This window comes from Thermomonas fusca DSM 15424 (assembly GCF_000423885.1).
GTDB lineage: Bacteria > Pseudomonadota > Gammaproteobacteria > Xanthomonadales > Xanthomonadaceae > Thermomonas > Thermomonas fusca.
In genome coordinates this window covers 137,192-149,815 of the sequence record NZ_KE384101.1, presented here as the reverse complement: position 1 = coordinate 149,815, position 12,624 = coordinate 137,192, and the positions used below count along the sequence as shown (strand labels likewise).

Genomic DNA, 12,624 nt, shown 5'->3' with positions numbered 1-12,624 from the left:
GATGCCGCTTCCCGCGCAGCTGCACATCACCCTGCCCATCTGGGTGCTGGAACTGGACGTAGCCGGCCGCGACTTCTCCAGCGACGAGGCCAAGGTGGGCTTCGCCATCGAGCTGTCCAGATACAACGTGGAGCGCCAAAGCGGCGGGCCGTTCGGCGCGGTGGTGTTCAGCCCGCAGCATCAGGTGATCGCGGTGGGCGTGAACCGGGTGGTGCGCCAGAGCTGCTCGCTGGCGCATGCGGAGACCATGGCCTACATGCTGGCGCAGCAGCGCCTGCAGCAGTTCCGCCTGAACGAGCTTGGCGGTCCGATGACCCTGGCCACGTCCGCGCAACCCTGCTGCCAGTGCTACGGCGCTACGATGTGGGCCGGCATCGACCGCCTGCTGATCGGTGCCCGCAGCGAGGACGTCGAAGCGCTGACCGCCTTCGACGAAGGCCCGCTGCCGCCGGACTGGGTGGGCGAACTCAACAAGCGCGGCATTGAAGTCGTGCGCGACGTGCAGCGCCACGCCGCCTGTGCGGTGCTGAAGACCTACGGCGAACTGGGCGGACCAAATTATTGACGGGTTGCTGTGCTACTGCCGCCAGGGCTTCGAACCGGAGCTGGCCGGCGAACTGACCGATCGCGCCGCGCAGGCCGGCATCGCCGGCTATGCGCGCACCGAGCGCGACAGCGGCCATGTGGTGTTTTTCTGCGAAGACGGCGACGCGCTGGACCGTGCCCTGCCGTTCGCACAATTGATCTTCGCGCGACAGAAGCTGCGCCTGTTGGCCGAGCTGAGCGGGCTTGACCCGAGCGACCGCATCGCCCCGATGCTGGCGGCACTGCAGGGCGGGCCGCGCTTCGGCGAGCTGGTCATGGAGCACCCCGATTCCGACGCCGGCAAGCCGCTGGCCGGCCTGGCGCGCAGCCTGGGCAACGCGCTGCGGCCGGCGCTGCGCAAGGCCGACCTGCTGACCCAGCAGGACAGCCGCCGCTTGCCGCGCCTGCATGTCTGCCTCGTCGCGGGCGACCACGCCCTGCTGGCCAGCAGCCACCCCGCCGACAGCGCGCCATGGCCGCTGGGCATCCCGCGCCTGAAGACCCACAAGGACGCGCCTTCGCGCTCCGCGCTCAAGCTGGAAGAAGCGCTGCTGGTGCTGCTGAGCGAAGAGGAACGCACCCGTCTGCTGAAGGAAGGCATGGTGGCGGCCGACCTCGGAGCCGCACCGGGTGGCTGGACCTGGGTGCTGATCCGCAACCGCCTGCGGGTTTCAGCCATCGACAACGGCCCGCTGCGCCAGCATGTGCTCGATACCGGCATGGTGCAGCACCTGCGCGCCGACGGTTTTTCCTGGCAGCCGCCCTACCCGCTGGACTGGATGGTCTGCGACATGGTCGAGCAGCCGCGACGCGTCGCGGAACGCATGGCCACCTGGCTGCGCGAAGGCTGGTGCCGGCACGCGATCTTCAACTTGAAACTCCCGATGAAGAAGCGCTGGCAGGAAACCCGGCTGTGCCTGGACCTGTTCGCACAGCAGGCCGACCGGCCGCTGACCATCCGCGCCAAGCAGCTCTATCACGACCGCGAAGAGATCACCGTGTTCGCCAGCGCCACGGTCGATCGCCCACGCGGCTGACCCGGCTCGACGCCGGCGCGCCTACCGTCCCGCCGCGTGCCGCCACAGCGCGCGCACCAGCGGTGGCATCCGCCCGGCCAGCCCCAGCGCATGCCCGCGCAGCAGCGTTGGCAGCAGGATGTCGTTGCTGAAGACGCGGTTGATGGCGTCGAAGGCGTGTGCGCCCAGCGCGTTGTCGCTGCGGCGCGCGCGCGCCCAGCGCGCCAGCCGCGTCTGCGATGCGATGTCACCGCCCTTGGCCAGCGCGTCGCGCAGCATCGCGCGCAGCGCGGAGACGTCGCGCAGGCCGTGGTTCACGCCCTGCCCGGCCAGCGGGTGCATCACGTGGGCGGCATCGCCGACCAGCAGCACCCGACCTTCGACCTGCCGTTGCGCCAGTTGCCGGCGCAGCGGGAATGCCGCGCGCGGCGACTGCAACGTGAAGCCGCCCAGCTCGCCCCCGAAGGCCGCCGACAGCTCGCGCTCGAACTGCGCCGGTGGCACCTCCAGCAGGCGCTGTGCCTCGGCTTCCGGCAGCGTCCACACGATCGAACCGAGGCGGCCACGCAGCTGCGCATCGCCATCGTCGTTGAACGGCAGCAGCGCCACCGGGCCGGTGGCCAGGAAGCGCTGCCAGCAGGTGTTGCGGTGTGGCGCTTCGCTGGCGACGAAGGCGACCAGCCCGCGCTGGTGGTAGTCGTGCGACGGCGCCTCGATGCCGGCCAGCCGGCGCAGCGCGGAGTGGCCGCCATCGGCGGCAATCGCCAGCCGCGCTTCCAGCACCAGCCCATCGTCGAGGCCCACGCGCACGCTGCTGGAATCCTGCGCCAGCGTTTCCACCTTCGCCGGGCAGTGCAGGCGCACGCCCGCCGCCGGCAGCGCGTTCCACAGCGCGTCCACCAGCAGGCCGTTCTCGACGATCCAGCCCAGCTGCGGTTCGCCCAGCGCGTCGGCATCGAAGGCCAGCGGCGCGCCGCCGGCCGCGTCCCAGACGCGCATGCCGCGATAGGGCTGCACGCGCGTCGCCTCGACCTGCGCCCACACGCCCAGATCCGCCAGCAGCGCTGCATTGTCTGGCGCGAACGCGAACACCCGCAGGTCGCGCGCCGCGCGCTGCCACGGCGTCGGCGCACGCGCTTCCACCAGTGCCACCTGCAGGCCTTCCCGCGCCAGCATCAAGGCGCTGGCGGCGCCGACCACGCCGCCGCCGACGACGACTGCATCCAGCATGCCGCGCCGGTTCATGCGGCCACCTTGCGGCACAGCGCCGGCACGTCGGCGCGGTAGCCCATCGCCCCGCCCACCAGCCAGCCCTGCAGCCAGCCGAAGGCATCGCCCGCCACCAGGCCGGCGCTGCGCAGCGGGCGCAGCAGCGGCGCGTCGTTGGCGGTGAGCCTGGCCAACCCATCGGAGAACGCGATGGTGCGGTTGCGGTCCTCTTCGCGACGCGCGGCGTGACGGCGCAGCACGGCGTCATCGCCGGGATCGGCGGCGTACCCGGCGATGCATTCGGCCAGCGTCAGCGCATCGCGCAGACCGAGGTTGAAGCCCTGCGCGCCGAGCGGATGGATCGACTGCGCGGCATTGCCCACCAGCACCGCGCGCGGCGCCACCAACGCATCGGCCACGCAGCCCAGCATCGGGTAGCGGCTGCGTTCGCCGACCGACAGGAAGCGGCCGGCGCGCCAGCCGAAGGCGTCCTGCACGCGCGCGAGGAAAGCCGCATCGTCGAGCGCGGCCACGGCCTCCGCGTCCTCGCGTGGCACCCCGTGGACCAGGCCGTAATGGCCATCGCCGCGCGGCAACAGCGCGGTCGGGCCGTGGTCGGTCAGGCGTTCGAAGGCGGTGCCGTCCGGCGCGCGCTGCGTGCGCAGGCGGGCGATGAACAGGGTCTGGCCGTAGTCGTGTTCGCGGGCGGTGATGCCCAGTGCCTCGCGCAGCGCGCTGCGGGCGCCGTCGGCGGCCACCAGCAGCTTCGTGCGAAGCGTGCGCTCGCCATTCGCGTCGGCGATGCGGACATGGCGCATGCCGTCGCCACTTTCGCCAAGGCCGATGAAGCGCGCGGGCCGGTAACGGGTCAGGTGCTTCAACTGCAGCAGCCGTACCTCCAGGGCCTCGCCGAAATCGCGCGCCACCACCACCCGGCCGAACTCGCCGCGCCCGAAGGCCTCCGCGTCCAGCAGCATGCGCCCGAAGTCGCCGCGGCGGCTGACGTGGATGCGCCGGATCGGGCCGGTGGGCGCGCGCATCAGCGGCAGCACCCCCAGCGCCTGCAGCGCGTTGAGGGTGGCCTCGGCGAAGCTGAGGTTGCGCTGGTCGAACACCGGCGGCAGCGCGCCGGCGGGTGCCGCCTCGACCATGCCGACGTCCAGCCCCTGCGCATCCAGCGCGATCGCGAGGCTGGCACCTACCAGGCCGCCGCCGACGATCAGCACGTCATGCACGGGGCCGTTTCCAGGGGCTTGAGTGGACATTGCGCTATGCTAACGGCTCCGCAGTCCAGCCGTCCCAATGCCATGAATCGCCCCGCCTCGACGCTCCCCGCCGGCCCGCTGCTGCTTACCGCGCTGATCTTCGTCGCGGCGCTGAGCCGGGTCATTCCGCACCCGCCGAATTTCTCCCCGATCGAGGCGGTCGCGCTGTTCGGCGGCGCCTATTTCGCCAAGCGCCACTGGGCGCTGATCGTGCCGCTGGTGGCGATGTTCGCCTCCGACCTGATCCTGGGCCTGGTCAATGGCGGCATCTACTGGAGCTACTTCGCCAGCGCCGGTTACCTGATGGTGTATGCCTGCATCGCCCTGTCCACCGTGCTGGGCTTCGGCTTGCGCGGCAAGGTCGGCGCCGGCCGCGTGCTGGGCTATTCGCTGGCCGGCTCGCTGCTGTTCTTCGTGCTGACCAACGCCGGCGTGTGGGCGTTCGGTGCGATGTATCCGCACAACGCTGCCGGCCTGGCTGCCGCCTTCATCGCCGGCGTGCCGTTCTTCCAGTGGACCGTGCTGGGCACGCTGTTCTACGCGGCGCTGCTGTTCGGCGGCTTCGAGCTGCTGCGCCGGCAGGTTCCGGCGCTGCGCGCGCAGACGGCGTAACAGTCCCCCTCCCGCCTTCGAACGCTTCTCCCGCAAACGGAAGAAGGAAAGCAGGAATCCATGGGCAATCGCCTCAGCAAGATCTATACCCGCACCGGCGATGACGGCAGCACCGGCCTCGGCGACGGTTCGCGCGTCGGCAAGGATTCGGCTCGGGTGGAGGCCTATGGCACCGTCGACGAGGCCAATTCGTGCATCGGCGTGCTGCTGGCGGCAGAGCTGCCGGACGACGTGCGCGAACTGCTGGTACGCATCCAGCACCAGCTGTTCGATCTTGGCGGCGAGCTGTGCATTCCCGGCCATTCGGCCATCTTCGATGCCGACATCGAAGCGCTGGAAGCACAGGTGGACCACTACAACCATGACCTGCCGCCGCTGAAGGAATTCATCCTGCCTGGCGGCGGGATCGCTGCGGCGCGCTGCCACGTCGCCCGCACGGTGGTGCGCCGCGCTGAGCGCCGCACGGTGGAACTGGCGCGGCTGGAAAGCGTGCGCCCGCAGCCGGTGCATTATCTGAATCGCCTTTCCGACCTGCTGTTCGTGCTGTGCCGCGTACTGGCCCGCGCCAGCGGCCACGGCGAAGTGCTGTGGAAGCACGAGCGCCGCAGGTAGAACCCGGACGGAGGGACGGCAGGTGATGCAGATCTACACCCACGCTGCCTGCCTGGCCCACGACACCGGCCCCGACCACCCCGAGCGCCCGGCACGGCTGCGCGCGGTGCTGCATGCACTGGAAGCCGCGCACCCCGACCTGGATTGGCAGCAGGCGCCGCCCGCCAGCCGCGGCCAGCTGCTGCGCGTACACGATGCGCATCTGCTCGACGCGGTGCTGGAAACCGCGCCGCGCGAACTGCAGCCGCTGGATCCCGACACCCTCCTGTCGCCGCAGTCCGCCGAGGCCGCGCTGCGTGCCGCCGGCGCCGGCGTGGCGGCGGTGGATGCAGTGATGTCCGGACGCACGCGGCGCGCGTTCTGCGCGGTGCGCCCGCCCGGCCACCACGCCACCCCGGCAGCGGCGATGGGCTTCTGCCTGTTCAACAACGTGGCGGTGGCGGCGCGCCATGCCATCGATCGCCATGGCCTGGAGCGGGTGGCAATCGTCGATTTCGACGTCCACCACGGCAACGGCACCCAGGCGGTGTTCGAACTCGAGCCGCGGGTGCTCTACGCCAGCTCGCACCAGTGGCCGCTGTATCCGGAGTCGGGCGCGCGCAACGAAACCGGCTGCGGCAACATCTTCAACGCGCCGCTGCCGAAGGGTAGCGACGGCGTCGACTTCCGCACCGTTTGGCGCGAGGAGCTGCTGCCGGCGGTGAATGCATTCAAGCCGCAGCTGCTGCTGGTGTCGGCCGGTTTCGATGGCCATCGCCGTGACCCGCTGGCCGGGCTGCTGCTGGACACCGAGGATTTCGCTTGGCTGACCCGCGAACTGGTCATCATCGCCGACCGCCATGCCGACGGCAGGCTCGTCTCCACGCTGGAGGGCGGCTACGACCTCGCCACGCTGGCCGAATGCGTGGTGGCGCACATCGACACGCTGCGTTTCTGAGCCCGCGCCTGAAGCGCACGCAAACGCGCGGTGCGTCCTGCGTTTGCCGCTGCTGGCCGCTTCCGGCAAGCTAACGATCCGTTTTTCGCCCCGGATCGCCCGTGCGCCCCGTCCTGCGCCTGCTTCCCCTGTCCCTGTGCGTCGCGTTCTGCCTGCAGGCGCGCGCCGCCGACGACCCGCCGCAGACCTGGCGGCTGTGCCCGATCGGCGACGTGGTGCCGCCGTTCGCCGACGCCATCCGCGCGCCGGAAGGCCTGAACATCGATCCCACCGGCGACACGCCCACCGATATCGAGGGCGACCTGCTCTCTGGTACCGACGCCAACCCGGTGTTCCAGGGCAACGTGACCATGCGTCGCGGCAACCAGTTCATGGGCGCGGACCAGCTCATCTTCGACAAGGAGGCGGGCAACTACGCGGCGGAAGGGAGCGTGCGCTTCCAGGCCCGCGGCCTGCGCCTGCGCGCGGCCCGCGCCGAGGGTGACCAGAACACCGACACCCACACCATGCAGGATCTGCAGTACCAGCTGCTGTCACGGCGCGGCAACGGCAAGGCGGACAGCCTGAACCTGACCGGCGAGCTCGGCAGCCTGCGCGGCGCCACCTTCTCCAGCTGCCCGCCTGAACAGCGCCATTGGGAAGTGAGCGCGCGCCGGATCGACATCGACACCGAATCCGGCATGGCGGTGGCGCGCGGCGCCAGCCTGAAGGTGGGCAAGGTGCCGGTGCTGTACATGCCCTGGTTCATGTTCCCCACCGACGAGCGCCGCCGCACCGGCCTGCTGTATCCGTCGATCTCCAATTCCGGCCGCAACGGCTTCGACTGGCGGCAGCCGGTCTACCTGAACCTGGCGCCCAACTACGACGCCACCCTCAGTCCGCGCTGGATGAGCAAGCGTGGCGCGCTGCTGGGCGGCCAGTTCCGCTACCTGCTGGAGGACGGCGAGGGCACGCTGGACGGCGTGTGGATGCCGAACGATCAACTGCGCGACCGCAGCCGCGGGCTGGGGCATTTCGAAGGCGTGCACAACCTCACCCCCGACTGGCAGGCGCGCGCCAGCCTCAACTGGATCAGCGACCCGCGCTACTACGAAGACTTCAGCAGCAGCATCGACGGCCTGTCACAGGCGACCTCGTACAGCGCGCTGGGCGTGTACGGCCGTGGCCGCGACTGGACCGCCGGTGTGGTCGCCGACCACTGGCAGCTGGCCGACTACACCCTGACCGACGCGGTGCTGCCCTATGACCGCCTGCCGCGCGCCTACCTCAACTGGGAGCGCCGCGTCGGTGGCCTGCTGCACGCCGGCGTCGATGCCGAGGCGGTGCGCTTCCACCATCCGCTGTACGCCGCCGGTTCGCGCGTGGACCTGCGCCCGTGGATCGGCGCGCCGCTGGAAGGCGACGCCTGGTTCCTGCGCCCCACCCTGGCCTGGCGCTACACCGGCTATTCGCTGGACCGCGCGCTGGGGCAGGCGCTGGGCGGCGAGTCACCGACCCGCGCGCAGTCCATCTTCAGCGTCGACACCGGGCTGTTCTTCGACCGCGAAACCCAGGTGAAAGGCAAGCGCTATCTGCAGACCATCGAGCCGCGCCTGTTCTACCTGAACGTGCCCTACGAAGACCAGGCCGACATGCCGGTGTTCGACACCCAGCCGCTGACCTTCAGCTGGGGCCAGCTGTTCCGCGAAAACCGCTATTCCGGCGCCGACCGCCAGGCCGATGCCAACCAGATCACGCTGGCGGTCAGCTCGCGCATGATCCGCCAGGCGGATGGTTTCGAACGCTTTTCCGCCAGCCTCGGCCAGATCCGCTACCTCAAGGAATCGCGGGTGCGCCTGCCCAACGAGCCGGTGACCGAAAAGGGCCGCTCGGCGTGGGTGGCCGATGTCAACTACGCGCCCACCGACCGCTGGACCATCGGCGCTTCCTACCAGCGCGACCCGAAGTTCGGACGCACCGACCTCGCCAGCCTGCGCGCGCGCTACCTGCTGCCCGACCAAGGCGTGTTCAACCTCGCCTACCGCTATCGCCGCGCGCTGCTGGAGCAGGTGGACGTGTCGTTCCTGTACCCGCTCAATCCCAGCTGGAGCCTGGTCGGCCGCAGCTACTACTCGCTGCGCGACCGCAAGGCGCTGGAAAGCCTGGCCGGGGTGCAGTGGGACAGCTGCTGCATCGCCATGCGGCTTGTAGCCCGCCGCTACGTGCACAACCGCGCCGGTGACCTGAGCAATGCGCTGATGTTCGAAATCGAACTCAAAGGTCTGGGTTCGGCCGGCCAGGACGCGCGCAGCGCCTTGCGCCGGGCGATCCTCGGCTACAATCGAGACGACCTTTATCTGGTGCCGCCGCAGACCGCCACGGGCCAGCCTTCCCCGCCCGACAACGCGAACGCCAATCCATGACCTCCATCCATCGTGCTCCCCGCTACCTCGCCGCGCTGCTGCCCGTGCTGCTGCTTGCCGGTGGCGCGTCCGCGCAGGACGCCGCCGCCCTCCAGCCGGTCGACCGCATCGCCGCCGTGGTCAACGAGGACGTGATCCTGCGCAGCGAACTGGACCGCGCGATCGCCAACATCCGCGCCCAGTACGCCGGCCAGGCCACCCAGCTGCCGCCGGCGGACGTGCTGGAGCGGCAGGTGCTTGAGCGCCTGGTGCTGCTGCGCCTGCAGATTTCGCGCGCCACCGACGCCGGTATCACCGCCACCGACCAGGACCTGGAACGCGCGGTGCAAGGCGTCGCCCAGCAGAACGGCATGAGCATCGATCAGCTGCGCGAGCGGCTGGCGCAGGACGGCATGTCGTTCACCGATTTCCGCAACAGCCTGCGCGACGAAATCATCACCCAGAAGCTGCGCCAGAGCTTCGCCCAGGGCCGCATCAACGTCAGCGAAGCCGAAGTCGACGCGGCCATGGCCAACGTCTCCGCCACCGCGACCCAGCAGTTCCACCTCGCCCATATCCTGGTGGGGACGCCGGAAGCGGCCAGCCCGGAGCAAATCGCCATTGCGCAGAAGAAGATCGAGGGCGTGAAGGGCCTGATCGACCGCGGCGAGATGACCTTCGCCGCCGCCGCGGTGCGCTATTCCGACAGCCCCAACGCGCTGGAAGGCGGCGATCTGGGCTGGCGCAGCGCCAACGAGATCCCGCCGTCGTTCGCATCGGCCATCCAGCAGATGCAGGACGGCCAGGTGATCGGCCCGATCCGCGGCCCCAGCGGCTTCCAGCTGCTGCAGCTGGTCGGCACCCGCACCCAGGCCGCCGCCGGTGGCGACAAGGTCACCCAGTTCTCGGCGCGGCAGATCCTGGTCAAGGTCGACGACAAGACCAACGATGCCGCCGCCAAGGCGAAGATCGACACGCTGGCGGCGCGCCTGGCCGGTGGGGCGGAGTTCGCCAAGCTGGCCAGCGAGGATTCCGATGATGCCACCACCCGCCGTCGCGGCGGCGACCTCGGCTGGTTCGGCGCCGACACCTACGGCACCGCCTTCGGCATGCAGGTGGCCGCGCTGTCCGACGGCCAGACCTCGGCGCCGTTCAAGACCGATGCCGGCTGGGTGATCGTGCAGCGCAACGCCAGCCGCGAGATCGCCGCCGGCGACGAGAACCTGCGCGCACAGGTACGCGAGACCATCGGCCGCCGCAAGCTGGAAGAAGAGTGGGACCGCTTCCTGCGCGAGACGCGCGGCGAAGCCTACGTGGACGTGCGCAACGAGCAAGGCAAGTCCACCCAGCCCGAGCTGCCGCAAACCGAGAAGGAAAAGCCCAAGATGGCCCCGGTCGAACGCCCCGAGGGCAGCCGAGCAGTCTTCTGAGGCATCCATGCGCCCGCTGCTAGCGCTGGTTCCCGGCGAGCCCGCGGGCGTTGGCCCGGAACTCGTCGTGCAGGCGGCCCAGCGCGACTGGGACGCGGATCTGGTCGTGTTCGGCGATGCCGCAAGCCTGCATCGCGCCGCCGCCGCGCTATCGCTGCCACTGGTCCTGCATCGCGCCGGTGAAACCCCGGCGACGCCGCGCAGCCTGGAGATCGTGGACATCCCGCATCCGCACCAGGTTGCGCCCGGCACGCCCGAGCCTGCCAACGCGGTGTCGGTCATCGCCGCGCTGACCAGCGCCGCGCAGGCCTGCCTCGACGGGCGCATGCACGGTCTGGTCACCGGCCCGGTGCACAAGGCGGTCATCAACGACGGCGGTATTCCGTATACCGGCACCACCGGCCTGCTGGCCGCGCACGCCGGCGCCGAGGTGGTGATGATGCTGGCCAACCCGACGATGCGGGTGGCCCTGCAGACCGTGCATCTGCCGCTGCGCGAAGTGGCCGACCGGATCACCCCGGACGCGCTGGAGCGCACGCTGCGGATCGTCGATGCGGCCCTGCGCCTGCAGTTCGGCATCGCCGCGCCCGTGATCGCGGTGCTGGGGCTGAACCCGCACGCCGGCGAAGACGGCCATCTGGGCCGCGAGGAGCTGGACATCATCATTCCGACGCTGGAGCGCCTGCGCTCCGATGGCCTGCACCTGGTCGGCCCGCTGCCGGCCGACACCGCCTTCCTGCCCGGCAAGCTGGCGGGGTTCGACGCAGTGCTGGCGATGTACCACGACCAGGGCCTGCCGGTGCTCAAGCACGCCGATTTCGCCAACGCGGTGAACATCAGCCTCGGCCTGCCCTACCCGCGCGTGGCGGTGGATCACGGCACCGCGCTCGACCTTGCCGGCACCGGCAAGGCCGATCCGTCCAGCCTGTTCGCCGCCATCCGCTGCTGCGCGCAGCTGGCGGCGCGGCAAGCGGACGCATGATGGAAACCATCGGCTTCGACGACTTCCTGAAGGTCGAACTGCGCGTGGGCCGGGTGCTTGCCGCCGAACCGTTCGCACAGGCGCGCAAGCCGGCCTACGTGCTGCAGGTCGACTTCGGCCCCGAACTCGGCGTGCGCAAGTCCAGCGCGCAGATCACCGTGCACTATCGCCCCGGGGATCTGGTTGGCCGGCTGGTCGTAGCGGTGGTCAACTTCCCCAACAAACAGATCGGCCCGCTGATGTCCGAATGCCTGGTCACCGGCTTCCACGACGCCGACGGCGCGGTGGCGCTGTGCGTACCGGACCGCGACGTGCCGCTGGGAACACGCCTGCTATGAGCCCGCCTGCCACGAGCCCGCCTGCCATGAACACCGGCTTCACTGAACCGGCCAAGAAGCATCTGGGCCAGAACTTCCTGCACGAGAAGGGCGTGATCGAGAAGATCGTGCAGGCGATCGACCCGCGGCCGGGCGATGTCCTCGTCGAGATCGGCCCTGGCCAGGGCGCGCTGACCTTCCCGCTGCTGAAGAAGCATGGCGAGCTCACCGCCATCGAATTTGACCGCGACCTGCACGCGCCGCTGCAGGCCGCTGCACGCGAGCACGGCACGCTGCACCTGATCGAGGGCGACGTGCTGGGCGTCGATTTCACCGCGCTGGCCGCGCAGCGTGGCGATAGCCGCGGGCAGATCCGGCTGGTCGGCAACCTGCCCTACAACCTCAGCTCGCCGATCCTGTTCCACGCGCTGGACCACGCCGCGGCGATCCGCGACATGCACTTCATGCTGCAGAAGGAAGTCGTCGAACGCATGGCCGCCGGCCCCGGCAGCAAGGTGTACGGTCGCCTGAGCGTGATGCTGCAGGCTTATTGCTCGGTGACGCCGCTGTTCGTGGTGCCGCCGGGCGCGTTCCGGCCGGCGCCGAAGGTGGACTCGGCGGTGGTGCGGCTGCTGCCGAAACCGGCGGAATGCATCGAGGTGCGGGACCGCGCGGTGTTCGCCAACGTCGTCCGCGCCGCCTTTGGCCAGCGCCGCAAGACCCTGCGCAACGCCCTCAATGGGGTTGCCGATGCCGCGGCCATCGAAGCCGCCGGCCTGCGCGCGGACGCGCGCGCGGAGCAGGTCGAAGTGGCCGGCTTCGTGCGCTTGGCCAACCTGCTGCTCGGCGCCTGAACGGAACCGGCGCGGCGCGCCACGCGCCCGCTAGAATGTCCGCATGAGCAGCAACGATTACCAGTTCGACATCGACGTCGATACCCGCTTCCTCGACGACCAGTCGGCGCCGGAGGAAGACCGCTACGTGTTCGCCTACACCATCCACATCCGCAACCAGGGCCGCGTGCCGGCACGCCTGCTGGGCCGCCACTGGCTGATCACCGACGGCAACGGCAAGGTCCGCGAGGTGGTGGGCGAAGGCGTGGTGGGCGAGCAGCCGTGGCTGCGCCCGGGCGAGGGCTTCCAGTACACCTCCGGCGCGGTGCTGGAGACCGACATCGGCACCATGCGCGGCAGCTATGACGTGCTGGCCGACGACGGCACCCGCTTCGCCGCGCCGATCCCGGCGTTCACCCTGTCCATCCCGCGCACGCTGCACTGA

The 12,624-nt window shown here is 70.3% G+C and carries 13 protein-coding genes; 11 read left to right on the top strand and 2 right to left on the bottom strand.

Annotation, left to right across the window (positions count from 1 at the left end; translation table 11 throughout):
* Nucleotide 1 precedes the first annotated feature (1 nt).
* Together G582_RS0114010 and rlmM are read left to right on the top strand one after the other, a co-directional pair.
* Nucleotides 2–565, top strand: coding sequence for a nucleoside deaminase (locus G582_RS0114010; RefSeq protein WP_028840351.1), 564 nt, complete (start codon nt 2–4; stop codon nt 563–565).
* A complete protein-coding gene (gene rlmM, locus G582_RS0114005; RefSeq protein ID WP_028840350.1) occupies nt 561–1,622 on the top strand; it encodes a 23S rRNA (cytidine(2498)-2'-O)-methyltransferase RlmM in 1,062 nt (353 codons plus the stop codon). Before G582_RS0114010 ends, rlmM begins: the two co-directional genes overlap by 5 nt.
* A 21-nt stretch (nt 1,623–1,643) precedes the next feature.
* Here the strand turns inward: rlmM and G582_RS0114000 are convergent, their stop codons facing one another.
* Nucleotides 1,644–2,846, bottom strand: coding sequence for an FAD-dependent oxidoreductase (locus G582_RS0114000; RefSeq protein WP_028840349.1), 1,203 nt, complete (start codon nt 2,844–2,846; stop codon nt 1,644–1,646).
* On the bottom strand, nt 2,843–4,075 hold the full coding sequence (gene ubiH / locus G582_RS0113995) for a 2-octaprenyl-6-methoxyphenyl hydroxylase (RefSeq protein ID WP_038054382.1): 1,233 nt from the start codon (nt 4,073–4,075) through the stop codon (nt 2,843–2,845). Before ubiH ends, G582_RS0114000 begins: the two co-directional genes overlap by 4 nt.
* Before the next feature lie 42 nt (nt 4,076–4,117).
* Here ubiH and G582_RS0113990 point away from each other — a divergent pair, with 42 nt between their 5' ends.
* The 9 genes from G582_RS0113990 to apaG all read left to right on the top strand — a co-directional run bounded on the left by G582_RS0113990 (nt 4,118) and on the right by apaG (nt 12,624).
* Nucleotides 4,118–4,687 (top strand): DUF6580 family putative transport protein, encoded by a 570-nt coding sequence (locus G582_RS0113990; RefSeq protein ID WP_051247304.1) that lies wholly within the window; start codon nt 4,118–4,120, stop codon nt 4,685–4,687.
* 60 nt (nt 4,688–4,747) lie between these two features.
* The gene (locus G582_RS0113985; RefSeq protein ID WP_028840346.1) at nt 4,748–5,299 is read left to right on the top strand and encodes a cob(I)yrinic acid a,c-diamide adenosyltransferase; all 552 of its coding nucleotides are present in this window, start codon (nt 4,748–4,750) and stop codon (nt 5,297–5,299) included.
* Nucleotides 5,300–5,324: 25 nt separating this feature from the next.
* The gene (locus tag G582_RS0113980) at nt 5,325–6,236 is read left to right on the top strand and encodes a histone deacetylase family protein (protein WP_028840345.1); all 912 of its coding nucleotides are present in this window, start codon (nt 5,325–5,327) and stop codon (nt 6,234–6,236) included.
* 101 nt (nt 6,237–6,337) lie between these two features.
* Entirely contained in the window at nt 6,338–8,638 is a 2,301-nt protein-coding gene (gene lptD / locus G582_RS0113975) for an LPS assembly protein LptD (protein WP_028840344.1), read from the top strand.
* Entirely contained in the window at nt 8,635–10,047 is a 1,413-nt protein-coding gene (locus G582_RS16880; RefSeq protein WP_083961232.1) for a peptidylprolyl isomerase, read from the top strand. The genes lptD and G582_RS16880 overlap by 4 nt, the downstream gene beginning before the upstream one ends.
* Before the next feature lie 7 nt (nt 10,048–10,054).
* Nucleotides 10,055–11,029: a 4-hydroxythreonine-4-phosphate dehydrogenase PdxA gene (gene pdxA, locus G582_RS0113965; RefSeq protein ID WP_028840343.1), complete on the top strand. Its 975-nt coding sequence runs from the start codon at nt 10,055–10,057 to the stop codon at nt 11,027–11,029.
* Nucleotides 11,026–11,367: a tRNA-binding protein gene (locus tag G582_RS0113960; protein ID WP_343122289.1), complete on the top strand. Its 342-nt coding sequence runs from the start codon at nt 11,026–11,028 to the stop codon at nt 11,365–11,367. Before pdxA ends, G582_RS0113960 begins: the two co-directional genes overlap by 4 nt.
* Before the next feature lie 26 nt (nt 11,368–11,393).
* The gene (rsmA, locus tag G582_RS0113955; RefSeq protein ID WP_028840341.1) at nt 11,394–12,200 is read left to right on the top strand and encodes a 16S rRNA (adenine(1518)-N(6)/adenine(1519)-N(6))-dimethyltransferase RsmA; all 807 of its coding nucleotides are present in this window, start codon (nt 11,394–11,396) and stop codon (nt 12,198–12,200) included.
* Nucleotides 12,201–12,243: 43 nt separating this feature from the next.
* Nucleotides 12,244–12,624 (top strand): Co2+/Mg2+ efflux protein ApaG, encoded by a 381-nt coding sequence (gene apaG, locus G582_RS0113950; protein ID WP_028840340.1) that lies wholly within the window; start codon nt 12,244–12,246, stop codon nt 12,622–12,624.

Coding starts and splice junctions, on each gene's coding strand:
- G582_RS0114010 (WP_028840351.1), top strand. CDS start 2: ATGCCGCTTCCCGCGCAGCTGCACATCACCCTGCCCATCTGGGTGCTG.
- G582_RS0114000 (WP_028840349.1), bottom strand. CDS start 2,846: ATGAACCGGCGCGGCATGCTGGATGCAGTCGTCGTCGGCGGCGGCGTG.
- ubiH (WP_038054382.1), bottom strand. CDS start 4,075: ATGTCCACTCAAGCCCCTGGAAACGGCCCCGTGCATGACGTGCTGATC.
- G582_RS0113990 (WP_051247304.1), top strand. CDS start 4,118: ATGAATCGCCCCGCCTCGACGCTCCCCGCCGGCCCGCTGCTGCTTACC.
- G582_RS0113985 (WP_028840346.1), top strand. CDS start 4,748: ATGGGCAATCGCCTCAGCAAGATCTATACCCGCACCGGCGATGACGGC.
- G582_RS0113980 (WP_028840345.1), top strand. CDS start 5,325: ATGCAGATCTACACCCACGCTGCCTGCCTGGCCCACGACACCGGCCCC.
- G582_RS16880 (WP_083961232.1), top strand. CDS start 8,635: ATGACCTCCATCCATCGTGCTCCCCGCTACCTCGCCGCGCTGCTGCCC.
- pdxA (WP_028840343.1), top strand. CDS start 10,055: ATGCGCCCGCTGCTAGCGCTGGTTCCCGGCGAGCCCGCGGGCGTTGGC.
- G582_RS0113960 (WP_343122289.1), top strand. CDS start 11,026: ATGATGGAAACCATCGGCTTCGACGACTTCCTGAAGGTCGAACTGCGC.
- rsmA (WP_028840341.1), top strand. CDS start 11,394: ATGAACACCGGCTTCACTGAACCGGCCAAGAAGCATCTGGGCCAGAAC.
- apaG (WP_028840340.1), top strand. CDS start 12,244: ATGAGCAGCAACGATTACCAGTTCGACATCGACGTCGATACCCGCTTC.